The sequence below is a fragment of the Chryseobacterium phocaeense genome (genome assembly GCF_900169075.1).
In the GTDB taxonomy this organism is placed as follows: domain Bacteria; phylum Bacteroidota; class Bacteroidia; order Flavobacteriales; family Weeksellaceae; genus Chryseobacterium; species Chryseobacterium phocaeense.
Window position 1 is genome coordinate 1,601,938 of sequence record NZ_LT827015.1, and the last position, 20,977, is coordinate 1,622,914.

Consider the following 20,977-nt stretch of genomic DNA (forward strand, 5'->3'; position numbering starts at 1 on the left):
ATATGAAAATTTTAGAAAATGTAATTGCCAACAAGAACCTGTTGTTTACAGATGCTTCCAGCGGTGCCACCACGCCCGTTGGAACGCTGTACCGGTCTTTAGGCCTCAATCCTGTAGAAAAAGGATTGATCTTTTTGTACAATGACAACCAGCTGCCCAGTGTTGAGGTTCTTCTCAATTTCTATGGAACAGCGCATGCCATTGCCGTTCTGGGACAGAAGCTGCATCCTGAATTCAAAGAACGCCTGGAAGCAGAATACCGTCCGAAGTATATCTTTGACCCTTCAAGAGAAGAAGTTCAGGGATATGAACTGAAGGAATTCTCGGAAACAGTGAAGATCTTTGCTAAAAAAGATTATCAGCCGGAGGTGGTTATTCATCCCGAAATCAAGATCCTGCTGAGCACTTCCGGAACCACCGGAGTTCCGAAACTGGTTAAGCTTTCAGATGAAAACCTTTATCAGAACGCCATCAGCATCCTCCAGTACATGCCGATCCAGGGAACAGACGTAGTCCCACTTAACGTACCGATTAATTTCGTGTACGGTTTTTCAATTTTTACCACCAACTGTATGCGGGCGGGAAGAATAGTATGCACGGACAAGGACATCATGCAGAAAGCTTTCTGGGACGAAATGGAAGAGTATGGCTACAGCACGCTTGGCGGTGTGCCTTACCTGTATGAAAACCTGAACAGAATCGGGTTCTTCAGAAAAGACAGCGCCAGCCTGAGATATATGACCCATACAGGAGGCGTGATCAATGCTGAATTAAGAAAAACCATCTTCAATTACTGCCATGAGTTTGAGAAACAGTTCTTCGCCCAGTACGGACAGACTGAGGCAGGCGGAAGAATGGCCTATCTTACCACGGACGGGCTTCTTGAAGAAGAAACTTCTATCGGAACTCCTGTATATGGAGGTAGTTTTGAAATTGATTCTGAAACTGATGAACTCCTTTTCTTACATTCCAGCATCAGTGGCGGCTATGCCAATAAACTGGAAGATCTGGCTAACTATGAGCAGTCTAAGCTTCTTCGTACCGGGGATACGGCCAGAAGAGGTCAGAACGGACTGTACTACATTACAGGCAGAATCAAGAGGATTATGAAGCTTTTCGGGATCCGTCTTAACCTGGATGAGGTAGAATTTATCCTTAAAAATGAGCTGGAAGGAAATACATTTGTCTGTCTGAATGCCAATGACAAAAAAATCATTGTGTTGTATGACAATAAAGATATTGATCCCCAGATCATTACGGAAACCATCAAGAATAAGCTGCGCATCAACCCGCAATACGTACGCACAGAGCACATAGAATCATTCCCATTATCACAAAACGGCAAAATCAATTACCCACTGCTACAAAACTTACAGCATGAAAATATTTAAAACCCCTATATTACTTTTATTTCTTATCGGTCTTCCAATGGTTGTTTCTGCGCAGCAGAGTGAACGCGTTAACGGAAAGATTATGCTGTCTGAAAAAGTGCCTGTGAAGAACGCACTTTTAAGATTAGTCAATACACCGTATCAGGCCAAGACCAACAATTCAGGAGAATATCACTTTGATAATGTGCCGCCGGGAGAATATACGCTTCAGGTGGTTTTGAATGATATTGAATTAATGCGGGAGCAGATCCGCATTGAAAAAGATGTCTTTGAAATTCCCGCAATCTATACTTCTTCAGTAGAAAACAACGTCATCGAAGGAATTACGGTATATGCCTTCAGCAGAAACAAATTTCTGGATAAGGACAGTACTTCCATCGCTAAAATGCCGTTGAAAAACATAGAAAACCCTCAGTTCTACACAAGTATCAACCAGCAGATCCTGAAAGAGCAGCTTATTTATGATGTTTCGGATGCGGTAAAAAACGCTCCGGGAATTGTAAAAATGCAGGGAAGCGCGGGTAGAGCAGGAGACGGAAGTTTCTATTATAACTTAAGAGGATTTCCTACCAGAATTTCCATGGTAGACGGAGTTCCAGCTACTACGAATTCTGAAATTGACCCTGCTGATATCGAACGTATCGATGTGATTAAAGGACCTTCCGGAACTCTGTACGGAGGTACGGTGAACTCTTTCGGAGGATTAATCAATGTAACGACCAAAAAACCGAAAGATTATTTCGGAGGGGAGGCTTCATACCTTTTGGGAAGCTATAACCTGAACCGTGTGACAGCTGATGTTTATGGCCCGATCACGGATTCAAGAAAAACATTGTTCCGTTTGAATGCTGCCTATCAGTATCAGAACGGGTTCAGGGATTCTGAGTTCAGAAAATCTATGTTTGTGGCTCCTACATTCAGCTATCAGGTGAATGACCGATTAAAGTTCAATCTTGGGGCACAGATTTATACCTATGAGGGAACGAACACTCCGATCATCTTCCTGCCAAGAACAAGACCGTTCATCGCAACAACCCCTGATCAGCTTGGGTATGACTGGAAAAAATCTTATTCCAATAATGACATGAGTTTAAAGGCTCCTTCCATCAATGTAAAAGCTGAGGTGAATTACAAAATTTCAGATCAGTGGACTTCACAGACTTTACTCTCGAGAAATTACAGAAAAACGGAAGGATTGTACCAGTATCAGTTCATGAGAGGTGCTACTGATAATCTTTTAGAGCGTAATGTACAGTGGCAGAATGGCGAAGGAGCCTCTACCAGCTTTCAGCAGAATTTTAACGGGGAATTCAAAATAGGAAGCATTAAAAATAAAGTGCTTATCGGGTTAGATTATTTAAACCAGTCTTTGAATAATAACCTTTCTCCGATTGTTGTATTCGATTACATTGACCCTAGAAATCCTACTGCGCCAATAGCAGCCCCGGTAACAGGTACATATGGCAATATATCCAGAGATCTGGCATTACAGAAAATTCAAAGTTCTACAGCACCTTTGGTGAGAAATACAGCATCAAGCAATATGTATGGTGCGTATGTTTCTGACGCGGTATATATTACGGACCGTTTGGTTGCTTTGCTAAGTTTACGTTTTGACCATTATGAAAGCAAAGGACAGCTGGATCTGAATACAAATATCAATACAGGCACATTCAATCAGAATGCACTGTCTCCGAAATTAGGTTTATCTTATCAGATCATCAAAGAGCATTTGTCAGCCTATGCCAACTATATGAATGGTTTCAGCAATGTAGTTCCTGTTGCGCAGCCACTTGCAGATTATAGCGGAGATTTCAAACCGCAGAGATCCAATCAGTGGGAAGCAGGATTCAAAGGAAATCTTTGGAGAAACAGAGTGAATTTTACCGTAGGATATTATGATATTCTGGTTGACAATATGTTAAGAGTAGAACCAATAACCCGTGACGGAAAGAACTACAATGTGACGATCCAGGATGGAGAGCAGAGAAGTAAAGGTTTCGAAATTGAAACGACGATGAACCCGATCCAGGGTCTGAACATTATCGCTGGATATTCTCATAACGACAGTAAGTTTGTAAGAGCTGCCGCCAACGTAGAAGGCCGTCGTCCATCGTCTTCAGGTCCTGCCAATGTATTCAATTCATGGGTGAGCTACATACTGCCGATCAAAGGACTTTCGGGTCTTGGTTTAGGCTTTGGGGTGAACCGTGTGGGTGAGCAGATTACTGTAGATAATACAACTACCGGACAGTTTACTTTCCCGGCATATACTTTAGTGAATGCTGCTGTGTCACTTGAAAAAGAAAGATACAGATTAGGATTTAAAATGAATAATTTAGGAAATACCCAGTATTTTGCAGGGCAGGGTGTAATAGTTGCCCAAATGCCTCGTAACTTTGTGGCAGAGGTTACGCTTAAATTTTAATATGAATTCTATACTGAGAAAGACAGCATATCAGTTACATCTATGGCTCGGACTAACGTCCGGGCTTATAGTTGTAATAATGGCAGCAACAGGATGTATTCTGGCATTTGAAAAAGAGCTGAAACATGCCATACACCCTGAAAAATATTTTGTTAAAACCGTTAAAAAAGAAAAACTGCCTTTTTCAGTTCTTAAGTTAAAAGCTGAACAGGCCTTACCGGACAGCCTGAAAGTAAGCAGGGTAGAAATATCCTCCGATCCTTCAAGAAGCTATGCGTTCCGTTCTTTGAAAATGAATGAGGAAGCGTTGACCTATTGGGGAACTTACATCCATTATTACAGGGTATATGTAGATCCTTATACCGGAAAAATCCTTGAAGTGGAAAATGCAAAAAATGATTTTTTTGAGATCGTAATGGATCTTCACCGGAGGCTTTTACTCGGTGAAAAAATCGGCAAAACCATCACCGGATATTCAACTTTGATATTAGTGGTTATGTTGGTTTCCGGACTGCTGATCTGGTATCCCCGCAAAATGAACAAAAATGCACTGAAAGGCATGTTTCTGATCAAAACATCAGCAAAATGGAAAAGAATCAATTATGATATGCACAATGTCCTGGGATTTTATGCGGTTATTCCTCTACTTCTGATTACATTTTCTGCATTGATCTGGAATTTTGAAGGCTTTGACAAATGGGTGAAAAAAACACTCAACGGAAAAGCAAAAACCGAACAGAAAGCCAAAAGTATCGTACCTGCCGAAAAGTTATCAGATGCAAAGAACATTCTGGATATGGTTGGAAACAGAGTGGAGAAAAGCCTGGCAGATAAAGAATCAGCACTTATCACCTTTCCAAAAAAGGAAGAAGGAACCTATTACGCTGAAGTAACCTACGGAAACAAACAGTATCAGAACGAACAGTTCAATTTTGATCAGTATTCGGGAAAGATATTAAAACATCAAAACTATACAGACAAAAATATCGGATATGGAAGTGCATTAAGAGCAAGGAATTATGATCTCCACATGGGAAGTATCTTTGGATTGACGGGCAGAATCCTGTATCTTTTTGCCGGCATAATTGCAGCATCACTTCCTGTTACAGGATTTATTATTTATCTGAACCGGAAAAAGAAGAAACCCAAGAAAAAGAAAGTGAAAGTATAGAATTAAAAAAACAAAAATAATTTAGATAAGTGTAGGGTAATTCGTTGCACTTTTTTTATTTCCCCATAGATTTTGGTGATTTCACAGATTAAAATTCGTGTGATCTGTGTCCTCTGTGGGAAAATATAATATAAATAATGTTGAAAAAACGCAAAGGCGCTAAATTTCACATACTTCATGCTATTAAGGCGCAAGGATTTTATCTCCGATAAAATGGTATATGGCAGCCATTGTAGGAACGAAGTAATCTCGTTTTATTCTAATTCCATCCTTGCCGGAAATCTTTGATTTCCTTGCGCCCTTAAAACAGCCTCATATTAAAAACCTTGCGCCATTGCATTTTCCAACAAAATCTTACCCCCTCAAATTCCCAAACCTTCTAATTCTTTTTCAGCATGAAAAAATCCGCTCCATCTGCAAAATCCGCGAGAGATTACATCAAAAGCTGTTTCACATTCTCAGCAAAAATCCCCACACCTTTCTCCATTTCTTCCTTATTGAAATTCCCAAATCCCAATCTCATCGCCGTAAGCTCCTTCGTCTGATAAAGCAGCGTTTTCGGAATAAAAAGATTGTCTCTGGAACAATTCCTGCTAAGCTGCATCAGGTTAATCGGGACATTCCATTCCAGCCAGAAAGCAAGACCTCCCGATGGTTTCTGAAACTTCACAAGCTTTTCCAGGTGCCCTTCAAGGAGCTCTGCAAAATAATCACGTCTTTCCTGATACACTTTCAGCGACTTTTTCAGATAGCGGTTGATTTCACCTTCCTCAATCATTTCTCCCAAAGCCCTTTCCATCAGAATATCGCCCTGCCGGTCTATAATTCCGAGGTATTTCCTCATTTCTGCCATCAGATTTTCGGGGGCCACAATAAAACCCGTCCTGAAGCCCGGAGCCAGTGATTTACCAAAAGACCCGATATAAATTACCATTCCATGGGTATCTGCGCTTGCTAAAGGGAGGATAGGACTTTTATCATAGTGAAATTCATAATCGTAATCATCTTCAAGGATTATAAAACCGTATTCATGGGCAAGATCCAGCAGTTCGAGCCTTCTCTGGGCGCTTAATGCCACGGTAGTAGGATAGTGGTGATGCGGGGTAAGGTACAGCATCCTTATTTTTTGTTTCTTACAGATTTCCCGGACGTTTTCTACAATAATTCCCTCTTCGTCTATAGGGAGAGACACAATATCTACGCCTGCTTTCTGAAAGATCATATTAACGGAAAAATAGCTTAATGCTCCCACCAATACAGTATCTCCTTCAGAAAGAAGAATCTCGGAAACAATATAAATACTCATCTCCGTACTTCTTGTAATAAGCAAATTGTTCTTTGAAATAGGCAATCCTCGGGAAAGATTAAGATAACGGGAAAGATGTTCCTTAAAAAATTCACTTCCGTCATGATTATAGTGGCCCAGCATTTTCTGGTTGGATTTCCGTTTAAGAATAGAGCTGTAAAACCTGGAATGCTGGCCGATTTGCGTCAACCTGATGTCCGGAACTCCGTCATTGAAAATATATTCACAGTCTGAATGTTCAAAAGGGTTGTCTAAAATATTTGAGGTTTTAAAAGGAAAACCCGTGGTTATAGGATAATTCTGCAGGCTGTTCTTTTCAAAATCCTTCACCTGGACAGGCTTCTTCTGATTTTCTCCGATGATAAAAGTTCCTTTATTCGGAAGACTTTCTACCCAGCCCTGTGCCGATAACTCATCATATACTGCAACGGCAGTATTCCGGTGGATATCCAGGACTTCACTGAACATTCTGGTTCCGGGAAGCTTGGTCCCGTACGGCAGAAAACCTCTTTGAATAGCATTGATGAGCTGGTTCGCAATCTGCATATAGATTGATGTCTCTGAATTTCTGTCAATTTCGATAAAACTTTGATAAGGAATCTTAACCGGACTATCCATAATATTAAAACTGGCACCTTTTAATGGTCCGGAAAGATACTACTTTTGAACGGAATAAAATTAAAGGGACGGATTCGGGTGTGATTATTCAAGTTCATTATCAGATAAGATCCAAACCCCAACCCAATCAAAAATCGATAAATCTATGGAATTTGATCAATTGCTTGAAAAGATTGTAAAAGACGGACAGACCCATGCGAAATGGCTGAATACCCTTTCCTTTATGGAAAATGCAGGCGCCAGAAAGATCTCTAAATGTGAGCATCCCGTTTCCGTTACCCTGATCCAGCTGAAACATGCTGCCGAAGAACACCGCCACGCATATTATCTGAAAAAACAGATCGGAAAAATAGACCCTGAATTATGCAAAACGTATAAAGCTGAAGAACTTCTGGCTCCGGTGGCCACCAGACAGTATCTCCACTCCCTGGATGTGAAAGCATGCCGGTATCTTCAGACGGTTTTCAATTTAAGTCAGGAAGAATTGAAATATGCCGCTTATCTTTTTGTGACCTATGCCATTGAGGTTCGTGCGGATGAGCTGTATCCGGTCTATCAGGATATTCTAACCAGAGAATCTTCAAAAATTATGGTAAAATCCATTATTCTGGAAGAAGAAGGGCACCTTGAAGAAATGATCCATCAGCTCAATGAATTTTCTCCTGAATGGAAACAGCACGCTGAACATATTCTGATGATAGAAAAAGAACTGCACGATCAGTGGATCAATGCTATTGCAAAGGATGTAGCGCCGTTGGATTATGCTTAAAAGATTTCAGGAAGCGCTTGATCAAAGAAAAGAAACCGGAATATTAAGAACTTTAAAACCTGAACTAACTGGTGTTGATTTCTTTTCCAACGACTATCTTGGTTTGGCAAGGAATGAAGAATTTCAGTTCAGACTGTTGCAGTTGGTTCAGGAAAACCCGAAACTGCTTACAGGAAGCTCCGGTTCAAGGTTAATCAGTGGAAACAGCAATACGGTGACTGAAGTAGAAAACTATATTGCCGCACAGCATCATTATTCTGAAGCACTTCTTTTTTATTCCGGATACAATGCCAATCTTGCCTTGTTTTCAGCTTTGCCGGACCGTCATGATGTGATTATCGTAGATGAAAAGATCCACCGCTCGGTTCATGATGCTTGTAAGATGTCTTATGCAAAAAAAATAAAATTCAGACATAATGATCCGGAAGATCTGGAACGTATCTTAAAAACACAGACGGCTACATGTTATATCGCCATAGAAAGTCTGTATTCAATGGATGGAGACCTGACACCGATTCTTGATATTGCAGCCTTAGCAAAGAAATACAATGCCGCGCTGATTGTGGATGAAGCTCACGCTTTTGGAGTTTTCGGATATGGATTGATTGAAAAATATCAGTTGCAGCATCATGTTTTCGCAGCGGTAATAACCTATGGTAAGGCTTTAGGCGTGCATGGAGCAGCAATCCTTTGTAATGAAACCGTAAAATCATACCTGGTGAATTTTGCTTCTCCGTTTATCTATACCACATCTGCCCAGGATTTCCTGTGGCTGAGTATCAAAACCGGCTATGAATTTATAAAACAAAGACCTGAATTAGAGAATAAACTTTCTCAAAACATAAAAATATTCAGAAATCAAAACATAGAAACACCTTCATCTGAAATAAGCCCAATACAAGCTATAATAATCCCCGACAATCATCAGCTGAAAGCCCTACAGGAAACGTTATCTGCCAAAAAAATTTTGACCTATGCAGTCTACAGTCCTGCTGTAAAAGCCGGAACTGAAAGACTCAGGATATGCCTTCACAGTTTCAATACGGAGGGAGAGATTGTTGAAATGGCGGGGATTATCAGGGGATTTTTTTGAAGGCTAAAAGGCTAAAATGCAAAAGGGCGAAAGGGCTAAGGAAGCAGAGAAGGCAGATAAGCTGATTTGCTTTTTTCACAAAACATATAACTTAAAATGAACAAACTATTCATCACCGGTATCGGAACCGAAGTAGGAAAAACCGTGTGCTCAGCTGTTCTGGTGCAGTATTTCAAAGCGGATTACTGGAAACCCGTACAGTCCGGGGATCTTGACAATACCGATAGTCAAAAAATAGCATCATGGACTGAAAACACCAGATGCCATCCTGAAACCTATCGTTTTAAGCTCGCCGCATCACCACATCAGTCGGCGAGAGAAGAAAATATTGAAATAAATATTGAAGATTTTACCCTTCCGAAAACTGATAATAAGCTCATTGCAGAAGGGGCGGGAGGACTTATGGTTCCTCTTTCTGACGAAGTTTTCATGATCGATCTGATTGAAAAACTGGAGCTTCCCGTGGCATTGGTTGTCCGTAATTATTTAGGATGTATCAATCATACCTTGCTTTCTGTCATGGCATTACAGCAAAGAAAAATCAAACTGGAATTCCTGATCCTCAATGGGAACTTCCCTCCGGATACGGAAAGAGTAATCACCGGATTTATCAACAACGAAACCGGGATCATCCGTATTCCTGAAATGAATCAACTTGAAAAAGACAGCATTACAACTGCTGCAGAACAATTAACAAAAAAACAAAATTTATGATAATGGATCAAAAAACAACCGTCAGAAACAACTGGACGAAAGAAGAAATTGAAGAAATTTATCACCAGCCTTTGCTGGAACTGATCTATAAAGCATCAACGGTTCACAGAGAATGGCACGACCCTTCAGAAGTGCAGATCTCCACATTGCTATCCATCAAAACAGGAGGATGTCCTGAAGACTGTTCCTACTGCGGGCAGGCGGCCCGTTATCACACCAATATCAAGGTGCAGGCATTACTTCCCACGGAAACCGTTATTGCTCACGCACAGAAAGCTAAAGACAGCGGCTCATCCCGTTTCTGCATGGCTGCTGCATGGCGTGAAGTAAGGAACAACCGGGATTTCGACAGGGTAATTGATATGGTAAAAGGGGTTAATGAATTGGGACTGGAAGTCTGCTGTACTCTGGGAATGCTCACCGAAGAACAGGCGATACGCCTTCAGGAAGCAGGTTTATATGCCTATAATCACAATCTGGATACTTCCGAACAATACTATGAAGAAATCATTTCAACCCGAACTTTTGATAACAGGATTAACACCATTAATAATGTAAGAAAAGCCGGAATTACAGTGTGTTCGGGAGGAATTATCGGATTGGGAGAAACGCACAGAGACCGTATCTCAATGCTTTTAACCCTGGCCACCATGCCGAAACATCCGGAATCTGTTCCTATCAATGCACTGGCGAGGGTAGCAGGGACACCGCTTGAAGATAATGAGAAGGTGGATACATGGGAAATGGTAAGAATGATTGCTACCGCAAGAATTGTAATGCCTTCCTCCATGGTAAGACTAAGTGCAGGACGTATTGAAATGTCCGAAACAGAACAGGCCTGGTGCTTTATGGCAGGAGCCAATTCTATTTTCACAGGAGAAAGGGAAACCTTGCTGGTCACTCCTAATCCCGGCGTTTCTGAAGACATGCAGATGCTGGAAAAACTGGGTCTGAAGCCGATGAAAGTGAAAGAGAATTCTTGTTGCTAGTTTTGTTGGCATGAGTTATAAGTTATTAATTATGAGTGATGAGTTGGGTTGCCAGTTGCTAGTTGTTAGTTGTGAAATCCGGGATTCGGGTTATAGCTAAGGAATAGAGCTTCTTCTCTATATTATCATTTTACAACCAGCTTATCATCATAAATACATTTTACATAAATACTTTAATACATCAATACATGAATACATTAACACAAACCTCTCTTACCGAAAGGGATAAAGCGGTCAACTGGCATCCCTACACCCAGATGAAAAGCGCGGGAGATCCTGTTTCTATTATGAAAGGAAAGGGAGTTTATCTGTATGATGACGAAGGGAAAAAATATATTGATGCCGTTTCATCATGGTGGGTGACTTTACACGGGCATGCCCATCCTTATATTGCAGAAAGGGTCTTCCGGCAGCTCAATACCCTGGAGCAGGTTATTTTTGCAGGTTTTACCCATGAGCCGGCCGTTCAGCTTTCAGAAAACCTGTTGAAACTGCTTCCCGGGAACCAGAAAAAGGTTTTTTATTCTGATAATGGGTCAACCGCAGTGGAAGCAGCTTTGAAAATATGCATCCAGTATGCCTATAACCTGGGACAGGAAAAAACAAAAATCGTAGCATTCAGAGAGGCATATCATGGCGATACTTTCGGAGCGATGTCTGTGAGCGGAAGGAGTGTCTGGACAAAACCTTTTGGGAGCATGTTGTTTGAAGTTGTTTTTATTGATACTCCCAATGCTGAAAACCTGGATCGATTAAAAATTCAGCTTGAAGATCTGGCGGACGAAACGGCTTGCTTCATCTATGAGCCTTTGATACAGGGCGCTGCAGGAATGCTGATGCATAAAGCAGAGCATCTTGATGAACTGATGAAATTCTGCAGAAACAAAGGAATTCTGATGATTCAGGATGAAGTCTTCACAGGCTTCGGAAGAACCGGAAAACTGTTTGCCGCCAATCACCTGACGGAAATGCCGGATATCATGTGCTTTTCAAAAGGGCTGACCGGCGGAACAATGCCTATGGGAATCACCACCTGTTCACAGGAGATTTTCAATGCTTTCCTGTCCGATGATAAATATAAAACCCTGTTTCACGGACATTCTTTTACAGCCAATCCGTTAGCTTGCACTGCAGCGCTGGCCAGTATGGAGCTTTTATTACAGGAGGAAACTTTATCAGCAATTGACCGTATCTGCACGCAGCATTCGGATTTTAAAAAAGTACTGGAAATACATCCGAACGTTGGAGATGTACGCCAGACAGGAACAATCCTCGCTTTTGAGTATAAATCCGATCAGAATACCTCTTATTTTAATGAGACCGGGAAAATCCTGTACGATGAATTTCTGCGGCGGGGGATTATCATGCGTCCACTGGGCAATATTATGTATCTGGTTCCGCCGTACTGCATCACTTCGGAAGAGCTGGATTTTATTTATCAGCATATTCTTGAGATTTTGAACCTGTTCCGGAACTAAGTTCATTGCCCCACTGGTGCAGCTGTTGGAGAATCGGTCCCAGTTCACGGGCTTTATCCGTAAGCTTATAATAGACTTCCGGAGGAAAATTATAGACTTCAATCCGTTGAATCATATGATTTTCCTCCAGTTGTTTAAGCTGCTCAGACAGTACTTTTTTTGAAACCCTGGGCATATTACGCCACAATTCTATAAAACGCACCTGCTCTTCTTCAAAAAGATTCTGGAAGATCAGAGGCTTCCATTTTCCGGAAAGAATATCAAGGCTCCGTCTGAGTCCGCAGTTTTTAAATTCTTCAAAATTCATCCGTTACAAAATATTTATGGTTAACCTTTTGGTAACCCTCTATTATTCAACCCTGCTTAAGCCATAGTTTTGTTGAACAAAATTAAGCAAAATGAAACTGCAATTATGGCGAAATGCCACTTTAGTCCTCACCGTAGGAGAAAAAAAGATTTTAATTGATCCCATGCTGGGCACAAAAGGTTCTCTAGGCCCTTTTCCTATGACCGGTAATGAACTGATGAATCCATTGGTAGATCTTCCGTTCAGTGAAGAGGAATTACAAGAAAAGCTCTCTGAGATAGATGCTGTGGCAGTTACCCATCTTCATCCCGATCACTGGGATGAAAAGGCGATGGAGCTTCTTGATAAAAATATACCGCTGCTATGTCCGGAAATCATTGCAGAACCTATTTCTCAGGCCGGATTCACGAATATAATTCCGATTAAAGACGCTCTAACATGGGAAAACATCAGTATTTCCATCACGGAAGGGCGTCACGGAACCGGAGAAATAGGAGAAAAAATGGGAGTAGTGAACGGATTTGTATTTAAAACGGAAGAAACAGCTACCTATATCGTTGGCGACAGCATCTGGTATGAGGGTATTGCCGCCGAAATAGACAAACATCAGCCTCAGAATATTATTGTAGCAGGCGGAGCAGCCACTTTTGTCGTGGGAGATCCTATTGTCATGACCGCTAAAGATATTATTGAAGTTTGCAGGCAAGCACCGGATGCCTCCGTTTTGGTTACCCACCTTGAAGCAGTCAGCCATTGTAAGGAAGACCGGGCATTTATTCAGCGGGTAATTCATGAACATCATGTTCAGGACAGATGTTTTGTTTTGCAGGATGGAGAGGTATTCTCTGATTAATACGCTTGTAAGCCGTTAAATCTTCATACATATCGGTGGCTTCGGGAGCCTTAGCCACCGGTAATGCTTCCAATGGCTCATTTTTTGAATGCATTTTTTGAAAATTAATGCTATGATGTCCGTGTTTTTATTAGAGCTTAACTGGAAAGAACTGTTCCTGGGTCATGAAGAATGGTCCTTTCTTTTGGAAATTATCCTACGGACAGCTATTATGTTCCTTGCTATTATCATAGGATTAAGGGTGCTTGGGAAAAGGGGAGTGAAGCAGCTTTCTATCTTTGAACTGGTGGTTATTATCGGTCTGGGGTCTGCAGCGGGTGACCCGATGTTCAATAAAGATGTGGGGATTATCTCTTCCATTCTCGTTTTTATCATTATTATTCTTTTATACAGTATTGTTACTTTCTTTATCGGGAGAAGTAAAAAGTTTGAAAAGCTGGTGGAAGGTAGCTCCATATGTCTGATCCGGAACGGTGAATTTTCCATTGAAAATTTTAAAAAAGAAAATTTAGGCAGTGACGAATTTTTTGCAGAACTGAGATTGAAAGGAATTTCGCAGCTTGGACAGATAGAAACAGCGATCGAAGAAATTTCCGGCGAAATCAGTGTGTTTTACTTTGAAGACAATGATGTAAAATACGGACTCCCGATAATGCCGGAATCTTTCGATAAAACTTTAAAAAACATTATTAAGGAAGGTCATTATTCCTGTACGTTCTGCGGACATACAGAACCCAAACCGGAAGGATCAGCAGGAAACTGTCCCAAATGCTGCAAAGACGAATGGGTGGAAGCCAGCAACCGGAAACGGGTAACCTGAGACAAAGGTCTTAATCCTCAACAAACTTATTTCTCGCCGCCTTCATTCCAAAATAAAACATCAGAATAACGGCAAAACTCAGGAAATAAAAAGAACTTTTCCACGAAAGATCCCAGTCATGCAGTTTTCCAAACGCCGGAGGACCGAATGCTGCAATCAGATAACCTACAGACTGAGCCATTCCTGATATTTTCACCGCATTGGCACTGTTTTTTGTCCGCGCTGAAAAGAAAAGGATGGATAAACTGAATGACAATCCGTTGGAAATACCGATCATAAAAGCATTCACATAGATCCATTGAGACTGCAGGAATACAAACATCATGGTGCTTCCAAACATACCTGCGCAGATCAGAGCGATAAGAATCCGCTGGTCTTTCATTTTACTGGCAATAATGGGAGCCAGAAACGCAATAGGAATCATGGTGATCTGGATGACAAACAAAACCCAGCCGGTATTTTCACTCTGCATTTTACAATCGGTAAGGAAAGAAGGCAGCCAGGCCATCATGCAGTAATAGAAAAGGGACTGCAAGCCCATAAACAAGCTGATATTCCATGCCTGTGCAGATCTGAACATATTAAAGTCGGAGGTACTTAAAGCTGCCTTTGACTGCCCCGGATTCTTTTTATTAAATAACAATTCCAATACTAGAACGAATAGCCCAAGTCCGGCAATGATGAGCCATATGCCGAGTGAACCACGCCATCCGAAACCGGTCCACTCACCAATCCTTACACTGAAGCCCGAAGCCAGGGCTGCCGTCAGATTCATGGAAACGGCAAAAATTCCTGTCATTAAACCGATCTGTTTCGGGAAATTATTTTTAATATATCCGGGAGTTACCACATTTCCGATACAAATCCCCAAACCTATAAAAACCGACCCGGCAAAAAGCATCCACAGAGAACCTGTAATTCTGAGGAACAGTCCGAAACTCAGAATAATAAGAGAATACAGCAGAAACCTGCTGATGCTCAACCGATGGGAAAACCTGCTGACCAGTACAGAGCATGTGGCAAACATAAACAAAGGAATAGAAGTAAGCATACTCACCTGGAAACTGTCCAGTTTCAGAACCTCCTTAATATCACCCAGAACCGGCGAAACGGCGATAATAGGGGATCTCAGGTTGCTGGATACAAGGATCACCACCAGCACATTGATCAGCATTAAAATATAAGAGGCATTTTTTCTTGTTTGATTCTTCATTTAAATAATATCTTTTATGCAAAATTAATTCAGTTGTTTTGTTTAATTTTGACAAAGTTTTAACTTAAAACGACATGAATTCGCATGATACCATAGCTATTGATGAACTGGACAAGCCGTATTTCGTATGGTTTGAGGATAACTGGCGTCATGACGACATTCTCCACGCCCATGAAAGAGGCCAGTTGGTGTATGTAGAAAGCGGATTTCAATACATTACCGTAGACGGGAACATCTACCTGCTTCCACAGAACCATGCTGCATGGATTCCACCGGGGGCCATTCATAAAACCAATTCACATTCGGAGAAGATCAGGCTGATGATTATGTTTGCGGAAGTAGAGGAGCATAGTTCTTTCCACCGGGAGCTTCATGTTTTTTCAGTTCCGCCTGTTTTAAAGGAAATGATCAGATATTCGGAAAGATGGTCTAAAAAACTGGCTGATGATCCCGATGAATTCGTTTTTTTAAAAGCACTTTTTAATGAGCTGCCCCGTTTTGTGGAGCATTCTTTAAAGCTTCACATCAGCCTGCCAAAGGACAAACGTTTATCCCAGCCTATTGAATATCTGCATAATCACTATCGGGAAGATATTAAAATAGAAGATCTCAGTGAGGCCTCTCTTCTTTCCTTACGAAGCCTTGAACGGATTTTTAAAAAAGAAACAGGCATGACGCTGAGCAAATACCAGCAGATCCTGAGGATTATAAAAAGCCTCGAACTCCTCACTTCCGGAGATCTTACCATCTCTGAAACGGCTTATGCAGTGGGGTATAAGAGTGTTCAGGCTTTTACGAGAAGTTTTCAGTCTGTAATGCATTTCAGGCCTACCGATTTTATGAAAACGATCCTGTAAAAAAGGGTTTATGTAATATTCTAAAACAAAAAAATCTCCGGATGTCCCGGAGATCAGTATTAATCTAAAAATAATTTCTAGAATCTGAATGTGCATTCGCAAACGCTCATTTTACCTTCAACGACTGTCTTCCATTGTCCGTTCCAGGTACCTCCGTAAGAAGCACATATGGAAGGACATATTTCTTTCGCATCCTCGTCGCTCCAGATAGGTCCTGCTAAAACGGGCATTGTATATTCTGTACTTCCGGAAGGCTCTGTATTGTATTCAACCTCGATAACGCTCATCTGGCCTTCAACGATAGTTTTCCACTCTCCTGTGAATTTGCCTAAATGTGCCGCAGCAATACGGCCTCCGATTTTTTGTGCTTCATCATTGCTCCAAAGCGGACCTGCAATGATATTAATTTTGAATGTTGACATGGTGTAATGTTTTTAATTGTTTAACAAGTCAAAGTTCTCTCTTTAAAGGGATATATCCTTGCGTAGAAAACACCAAATTTCCGGATGCGTATTTTCACTTAAGCATGAAATAAACAATTACGAATACATATAATGAAAAAGGCCCCCTAGTGAGGAGACCTTAAAAAAACACAAATGATGAAAAAAAATTATTTCGATCCACAAATATAAACAAAATTTATATTATGTAAAACACTACAAGGCTATAAATATTAAAAAATTATCAATTTTTTTGAAAATAACTACTGACATTCATATAATCATTATTTTCTTTATTTTATAATTCTTTAAGAGTATCCCAATAAAAAAAACAGAAATAATGGAGTTATTATTTATAATTATAACCAGAATGTTATCAGAACAGAAATTTTCAGTAAAATATTTTTCCGTTTTCTATTCTCACCGTCTTTTCTTTTTCCATTTTCTTTACCACGCGGATCACGGTCTCTACACATAATCCGGTAAGGGAGGCCAGATGCTGTCTTGTAAACGGAAACTGGTAAGAATATTTTGCTGTATATTGATTGTATGCTTTCATACAATCCATTACCCGCTTTACTTTTGTTCCCGGATCGGGTGCAGAAATGTTATTCAGCATCACATGCCTGTAATACATCCTTTCCGCCGTGTAGCTGTAGAGTTTTGAGAAAAGATCCGGTGAATTCCGGATGATTTCAAGAAATTTATTTTTATCAAGCCGGATAATCTCACAACTGGTCATTGCTATGGCATCTACAGGATAATTTTTATCAATAAACAATGCCGTTTCCACCAGGCTATGACCGTCAAAAGGCAGACTGTGGATGATTTCCCGTCCATCCTCATGAAAATTGGTGATCTTTACTGTCCCTTTTTTGATTTGAAAATAATACTTCGGTACTTCTCCTTCTTTAAAAATCAGGTCATTCGCCGCGTAATTAATCAATTCGGCTCCTGAGGAAAGCAAAAATTCTTCATCTATTATCATAAGCACATAAAATAGCTGCTGCCGGCCAGCATACCGTATAAAAAGATTGGGTATTGAATTAATTTCAAAGCCGCAGCTTTTGAATTTTAAAGGCCAAAAATAGATATTACTTTATAAAAAGTCTCTATAATAAGCAAACTTTAACAAATTCATAAGGAATTGACTTCCCTATGACTGCAGTCATAAACGGCAGTACTAATTCTTTTTATTTTTGATGTATGCATTATTAATTCCATATCCCAATACATTACGTGTTAAAACCAACCTCTCAGCTGAGAGGTTTTCTGTTATCTGAATGGCTGCCTTGTGACTGTGCTCATAAAGAAGCCCTTTTGATTTTTATAATTTAGTACAAAATTGAACTTATGAAAACGAAAAAGATCAAAGGCGTTCCGGAGCAGCAGCATGGTGGATCTCACGATACCGAAAGTGAAAAAAAATTTGAACCTGCACTACTTCCGTTGAAGTTTGAAATATTGCAAAATAGATTTTTCTCAGTCAATCAATGGCAAAGCTATTGCGGAGAAGGATTTGCAGCCTTCAGACTCTATGATCATAAAGGAGATCTCGCGGAAAGAAATCCTCAGAAAGGTGATTTTATAAGGATTGACATTCCGGGTCCGGGAGAAAAAGAAGCGGAAGGCTATGATTGGGTAGAAGTTACCGATATCTGTTTCTGTGAAGAGCTCAATTCTGAAAGTATCTGCATGACCTGCAGACCTTCCGAAGATCCTAATAACGCAAAGAATGATCATATCGCTCATTTTTACAGTTCCAAAGCTACCTCAACGTTTATGATCTCAAGAACAACGGAAAACCTGAAGGCTGCAGTTTACGGGCGTAATGAAAGCCCGAATCTTAATGCAGAACTGATTGACACGGTAAGAAATATTGTTGTAGCCGCCGGCGGAATGATAGGGATTTCCAAGATCCAGTGGAAAAAGCTGACAGATGGTTTATTGGATTTTGAGTAAGTTCCACGAGTTGTTTTTGACTTAAGTCAGAGTTTTTTTTCGTCTGTAGCAGGACCTTTGCACCGAAAATTGTAAATAAAAATTATTTGCACGCTTTTATAAATACTCCAATACTTAAACTTATTTTGGGCTAAGAGATTTAGATTTATTGATTTCTTTACCGTTTTTATCATAATATTTCACATCTATTTCCTTTGATCCCTCCTGACTTAGCAAAAGTCTCTGATTATCCAAAGTGTCGGAAACCTTTAAAAATGACCGGGATTCTTTAGCTAATGCTCCTATAGTAATAGCTTCCATATATTGACCTACAGGTCTTTTATGAAATATTCCGATCGCAGAAAAACTATTACCGGAAGAAAGAGCGATGGCTTCACCCTTTTTGGGCCAATCCAGAGTAAGAATAGCCATATCATCATCCAAAACACCATAACCACCCCGTTCTACGCCTTCTCTGTAATGGATAAGCATTCCTGCACCCTGTACTCTTCTCGGAGCAACCCCTTTCCCTGTCATAGGATCAAGATAGCTGCCAATAGTGATTCTGTCGGCCCCGGACGGGTCAATGTATGCCATCCCGTAAAATTCATCCGGACGATTTCTTCCCTTAATATTTTTAATCGGAGCCCCGATAATAATTCTTGGTCGGCCTTGATCATCCTTAACAACCAACCCCTTAACTTCAAGTATATTGTCTGTACGTACAGAAGACTGTTTAAAAGATAAAAATACTAAAACTGATACAATCAAAAACAGGATGAGTATAAACATGAGTCTAAGCTTCAGATATTTTTTTTCTAGTTGATCCAGTTTGTTTTGTATTGAATGGTCCATATATTTTCTATTAATATTGACTTTGAAATTACTATTTAATTCATTTTTCTCAAATACCGACATCTAGGTATATTACAGGTGGAATGCAGGAAGTAAATGTATTTTAACTTTAAATTAATTAATAGAAAACTATTCATAAACTATTTCTCATTTATTGGATTTATCAATATATTTGCGACCCTTTAAAAAATTAAAACTATGAAGAAGAAACTGCTGCCCCTTATCTTATTGGGAGGCATGCTGTCCCTGTTTTCCTTACAGGGTTGCGTCCACGATGCTTTTGAAGCTGAAACCGAAACCGTACAGCTTAAAGAAGATCCACTATCCTACATCCGGAAAGATTATGTAAAAGATCTGGAAATGCTTTCAGGAAAGCAAATTGAATGGGAAAATGCAAGAACTTTTAAACATGACAACAGTGTTATCCTGATCACAGTTCCGGTAAAAAATGACAGTGAAAAACTGATCGAAGAGCTTACATTCAGGATTGACGGTGACCAGGTTTCCGGTCATTTATGGAAATTTGAATCCATTGGAGACTTTTCAGCAGAGGATCACAGGTTAGGCGCTCATGAGATCATGAAAAAAATGACAGGTAACGTGACGTATATTGCACTGAAAGGTTCTATGAGGTATCAGATCAAGGTGGTAGACGGAAAAATTATTTCAGATATTTCCTCTGCACGCTCAGGAGACGGAGATATGGACTCCTGTGGTAAGAAATGCCACGGTTCCATAGAAGAAGTTGTGATTACCGTGCCTAATCCGCCAACCAATCCACAGCCGCCTACCGGTCCGCCGATTCCTCCGATTGTGGTGATTCCACCTGCCAATAATCCCAACGACCCTTGTACTAAAGCCAAAGAAGGATCACAAAAAGCAACGGACAATTCCAAAACGCAAAAGTTTAGTGATGCCAAACAAGGTATCCTGAACAATTTCAACCAAAACGGTAAAGAGAATGGAGTAGGCCTTGGAAGAGATACACCAAACGGTGAGCTTCAGGCAACCGGTGTACAGGAATTGAATGCTACTCAGGGGGATATCAGTAACCCCTACAACTATCCTGAAGCCGATATCCATAACCATCCCGGAAATACGCCGCCATCTGCAGGAGATGTGTACAGTATGATCAAATACTACAACAACCATCCAAGTTTCAAAACAAGATATGTGGTTACTCCAAACGGAACTGTTTATGCTTTGGTGATCACCAATGCCAGCTTGTTTGAGTCATTTGTGACTAATGTTCCTCCTCATCAGGTTCCGGGCTTTGCGCCTAACTTTTCAGGAGATATGTTTGCAGACTACGCAGATATCCCGAACAGGGAAACAGGAATGGCTTATGTTCTGGATAAATACAATTCAGGAATTGCACTTACCAAAATGGACAGTAACGGTAATTTTAAGAAAGTCAATGCCAAACCGGACGGCAACGGAGGTTACTCCCAGACGCCATGTCCATAGTCTGATATACTCATTGAATAGAATAAAAGCGGTCTTTTCAGGCCGCTTTTGCTTTTAAGGCTTAAGCAATACTCAGAAAATTTTCATAACATGCTGCTTACAATTGGTAAAGAAGTTTTCGGAAATTTATCTTTCCAAGAAACATAATTAGGGTTAAATCTTTCACAATGAAGCTTATAAGCTGTCGTAAAGTTTCATATACAACGAATCACGACAATGGTTATATTTGTAAAAATGCATGCTTTATTAAAAGAATGTCATACACTG

19 protein-coding genes are annotated in these 20,977 nt (G+C 40.4%); 13 read left to right on the top strand and 6 right to left on the bottom strand.

All coding sequences use genetic code 11. The annotated features are described in order from the left end of the window. Positions 1-2: 2 nt before the first annotated feature. The 3 genes from B7E04_RS13910 to B7E04_RS13920 are packed head-to-tail and all read left to right on the top strand — an operon-like array spanning position 3 to position 4,990. Positions 3-1,391, top strand: a complete 1,389-nt coding sequence (locus B7E04_RS13910; protein ID WP_080779199.1) for an AMP-binding protein — start codon at positions 3-5, stop codon at positions 1,389-1,391. After that, entirely contained in the window at positions 1,378-3,819 is a 2,442-nt protein-coding gene (locus B7E04_RS13915; RefSeq protein WP_080779200.1) for a TonB-dependent receptor, read from the top strand. The genes B7E04_RS13910 and B7E04_RS13915 overlap by 14 nt, the downstream gene beginning before the upstream one ends. A gap of 1 nt (position 3,820) precedes the next feature. Continuing rightward, positions 3,821-4,990 (top strand): PepSY-associated TM helix domain-containing protein, encoded by a 1,170-nt coding sequence (locus tag B7E04_RS13920; RefSeq protein ID WP_080779201.1) that lies wholly within the window; start codon positions 3,821-3,823, stop codon positions 4,988-4,990. A gap of 433 nt (positions 4,991-5,423) precedes the next feature. Here B7E04_RS13920 and B7E04_RS13925 read toward each other — a convergent pair whose 3' ends face one another. Beyond that, positions 5,424-6,914, bottom strand: coding sequence for an aminotransferase-like domain-containing protein (locus B7E04_RS13925; RefSeq protein ID WP_080779202.1), 1,491 nt, complete (start codon positions 6,912-6,914; stop codon positions 5,424-5,426). Between the two features lie 145 nt (positions 6,915-7,059). Here B7E04_RS13925 and B7E04_RS13930 point away from each other — a divergent pair, with 145 nt between their 5' ends. The 5 genes from B7E04_RS13930 (at position 7,060) to bioA (ending at position 11,957) form a co-directional block, all read left to right on the top strand. Beyond that, complete coding sequence (locus B7E04_RS13930; RefSeq protein ID WP_080779203.1) at positions 7,060-7,683, top strand: hypothetical protein; 624 nt, start codon at positions 7,060-7,062, stop codon at positions 7,681-7,683. After that, positions 7,676-8,776, top strand: a complete 1,101-nt coding sequence (locus B7E04_RS13935; protein WP_080779204.1) for an aminotransferase class I/II-fold pyridoxal phosphate-dependent enzyme — start codon at positions 7,676-7,678, stop codon at positions 8,774-8,776. The genes B7E04_RS13930 and B7E04_RS13935 overlap by 8 nt, the downstream gene beginning before the upstream one ends. 96 nt (positions 8,777-8,872) lie before the next feature. Beyond that, positions 8,873-9,490, top strand: a complete 618-nt coding sequence (gene bioD / locus B7E04_RS13940; protein ID WP_080779205.1) for a dethiobiotin synthase — start codon at positions 8,873-8,875, stop codon at positions 9,488-9,490. Between the two features lie 2 nt (positions 9,491-9,492). Further along, positions 9,493-10,479 (top strand): biotin synthase BioB, encoded by a 987-nt coding sequence (bioB, locus tag B7E04_RS13945; RefSeq protein WP_080779206.1) that lies wholly within the window; start codon positions 9,493-9,495, stop codon positions 10,477-10,479. A 188-nt stretch (positions 10,480-10,667) separates the two neighbouring features. Next, positions 10,668-11,957, top strand: coding sequence for an adenosylmethionine--8-amino-7-oxononanoate transaminase (gene bioA, locus B7E04_RS13950; RefSeq protein WP_080779207.1), 1,290 nt, complete (start codon positions 10,668-10,670; stop codon positions 11,955-11,957). On the opposite strand, the gene B7E04_RS13955 is transcribed toward bioA, so the two are convergent. Further along, positions 11,911-12,264: a winged helix-turn-helix transcriptional regulator gene (locus B7E04_RS13955; protein ID WP_080779208.1), complete on the bottom strand. Its 354-nt coding sequence runs from the start codon at positions 12,262-12,264 to the stop codon at positions 11,911-11,913. The two genes, bioA and B7E04_RS13955, sit on opposite strands and share 47 nt — an antisense overlap. A gap of 91 nt (positions 12,265-12,355) precedes the next feature. Between B7E04_RS13955 and B7E04_RS13960 the strand changes: the two genes are divergently transcribed. Both B7E04_RS13960 and B7E04_RS13965 read left to right on the top strand, forming a co-directional pair. Then, complete coding sequence (locus B7E04_RS13960; protein WP_080779209.1) at positions 12,356-13,117, top strand: MBL fold metallo-hydrolase; 762 nt, start codon at positions 12,356-12,358, stop codon at positions 13,115-13,117. A 112-nt stretch (positions 13,118-13,229) separates the two neighbouring features. Then, on the top strand, positions 13,230-13,937 hold the full coding sequence (locus tag B7E04_RS13965; protein WP_228439927.1) for a DUF421 domain-containing protein: 708 nt from the start codon (positions 13,230-13,232) through the stop codon (positions 13,935-13,937). 10 nt (positions 13,938-13,947) lie between these two features. Here the strand turns inward: B7E04_RS13965 and B7E04_RS13970 are convergent, their stop codons facing one another. Beyond that, a complete protein-coding gene (locus tag B7E04_RS13970) occupies positions 13,948-15,150 on the bottom strand; it encodes a CynX/NimT family MFS transporter (protein ID WP_080779211.1) in 1,203 nt (400 codons plus the stop codon). Positions 15,151-15,224: 74 nt separating this feature from the next. On the opposite strand from B7E04_RS13970, the gene B7E04_RS13975 reads away from it, so the two are divergent. Further along, a complete protein-coding gene (locus tag B7E04_RS13975; RefSeq protein WP_080779212.1) occupies positions 15,225-16,007 on the top strand; it encodes an AraC family transcriptional regulator in 783 nt (260 codons plus the stop codon). 77 nt (positions 16,008-16,084) lie between these two features. Here B7E04_RS13975 and B7E04_RS13980 read toward each other — a convergent pair whose 3' ends face one another. Then, entirely contained in the window at positions 16,085-16,429 is a 345-nt protein-coding gene (locus B7E04_RS13980; RefSeq protein WP_080779213.1) for a mannan-binding lectin, read from the bottom strand. Between the two features lie 409 nt (positions 16,430-16,838). Then, positions 16,839-17,435, bottom strand: coding sequence for a Crp/Fnr family transcriptional regulator (locus B7E04_RS13985; RefSeq protein ID WP_080779214.1), 597 nt, complete (start codon positions 17,433-17,435; stop codon positions 16,839-16,841). 365 nt (positions 17,436-17,800) lie between these two features. Here B7E04_RS13985 and B7E04_RS13990 point away from each other — a divergent pair, with 365 nt between their 5' ends. Beyond that, complete coding sequence (locus tag B7E04_RS13990) at positions 17,801-18,409, top strand: hypothetical protein (RefSeq protein WP_080779215.1); 609 nt, start codon at positions 17,801-17,803, stop codon at positions 18,407-18,409. Between the two features lie 120 nt (positions 18,410-18,529). Here B7E04_RS13990 and B7E04_RS13995 read toward each other — a convergent pair whose 3' ends face one another. Next, the gene (locus B7E04_RS13995; RefSeq protein WP_139785403.1) at positions 18,530-19,243 is read right to left on the bottom strand and encodes a hypothetical protein; all 714 of its coding nucleotides are present in this window, start codon (positions 19,241-19,243) and stop codon (positions 18,530-18,532) included. A gap of 198 nt (positions 19,244-19,441) precedes the next feature. On the opposite strand from B7E04_RS13995, the gene B7E04_RS14000 reads away from it, so the two are divergent. After that, positions 19,442-20,710 carry a hypothetical protein gene (locus tag B7E04_RS14000; protein WP_080779217.1) on the top strand — a complete coding sequence of 423 codons (1,269 nt, stop codon included), beginning with the start codon at positions 19,442-19,444 and terminating at the stop codon, positions 20,708-20,710. Positions 20,711-20,977: the final 267 nt, after the last annotated feature.

Bases quoted from the DNA above. Each gene is read 5' to 3' on its own strand.
- bioD (WP_080779205.1), top strand. From the start codon at position 8,873: ATGAACAAACTATTCATCACCGGTATCGGAACCGAAGTAGGAAAAACC.
- B7E04_RS13910 (WP_080779199.1), top strand. From the start codon at position 3: ATGAAAATTTTAGAAAATGTAATTGCCAACAAGAACCTGTTGTTTACA.
- B7E04_RS13965 (WP_228439927.1), top strand. From the start codon at position 13,230: ATGATGTCCGTGTTTTTATTAGAGCTTAACTGGAAAGAACTGTTCCTG.
- B7E04_RS13975 (WP_080779212.1), top strand. From the start codon at position 15,225: ATGAATTCGCATGATACCATAGCTATTGATGAACTGGACAAGCCGTAT.
- B7E04_RS13980 (WP_080779213.1), bottom strand. From the start codon at position 16,429: ATGTCAACATTCAAAATTAATATCATTGCAGGTCCGCTTTGGAGCAAT.
- B7E04_RS13985 (WP_080779214.1), bottom strand. From the start codon at position 17,435: ATGATAATAGATGAAGAATTTTTGCTTTCCTCAGGAGCCGAATTGATT.
- B7E04_RS13995 (WP_139785403.1), bottom strand. From the start codon at position 19,243: ATGGACCATTCAATACAAAACAAACTGGATCAACTAGAAAAAAAATAT.
- B7E04_RS13920 (WP_080779201.1), top strand. From the start codon at position 3,821: ATGAATTCTATACTGAGAAAGACAGCATATCAGTTACATCTATGGCTC.
- B7E04_RS13960 (WP_080779209.1), top strand. From the start codon at position 12,356: ATGAAACTGCAATTATGGCGAAATGCCACTTTAGTCCTCACCGTAGGA.
- bioB (WP_080779206.1), top strand. From the start codon at position 9,493: ATGGATCAAAAAACAACCGTCAGAAACAACTGGACGAAAGAAGAAATT.
- B7E04_RS13930 (WP_080779203.1), top strand. From the start codon at position 7,060: ATGGAATTTGATCAATTGCTTGAAAAGATTGTAAAAGACGGACAGACC.
- B7E04_RS13915 (WP_080779200.1), top strand. From the start codon at position 1,378: ATGAAAATATTTAAAACCCCTATATTACTTTTATTTCTTATCGGTCTT.
- B7E04_RS13925 (WP_080779202.1), bottom strand. From the start codon at position 6,914: ATGGATAGTCCGGTTAAGATTCCTTATCAAAGTTTTATCGAAATTGAC.
- B7E04_RS14000 (WP_080779217.1), top strand. From the start codon at position 19,442: ATGAAGAAGAAACTGCTGCCCCTTATCTTATTGGGAGGCATGCTGTCC.
- B7E04_RS13935 (WP_080779204.1), top strand. From the start codon at position 7,676: ATGCTTAAAAGATTTCAGGAAGCGCTTGATCAAAGAAAAGAAACCGGA.
- B7E04_RS13955 (WP_080779208.1), bottom strand. From the start codon at position 12,264: ATGAATTTTGAAGAATTTAAAAACTGCGGACTCAGACGGAGCCTTGAT.
- bioA (WP_080779207.1), top strand. From the start codon at position 10,668: ATGAATACATTAACACAAACCTCTCTTACCGAAAGGGATAAAGCGGTC.
- B7E04_RS13970 (WP_080779211.1), bottom strand. From the start codon at position 15,150: ATGAAGAATCAAACAAGAAAAAATGCCTCTTATATTTTAATGCTGATC.
- B7E04_RS13990 (WP_080779215.1), top strand. From the start codon at position 17,801: ATGAAAACGAAAAAGATCAAAGGCGTTCCGGAGCAGCAGCATGGTGGA.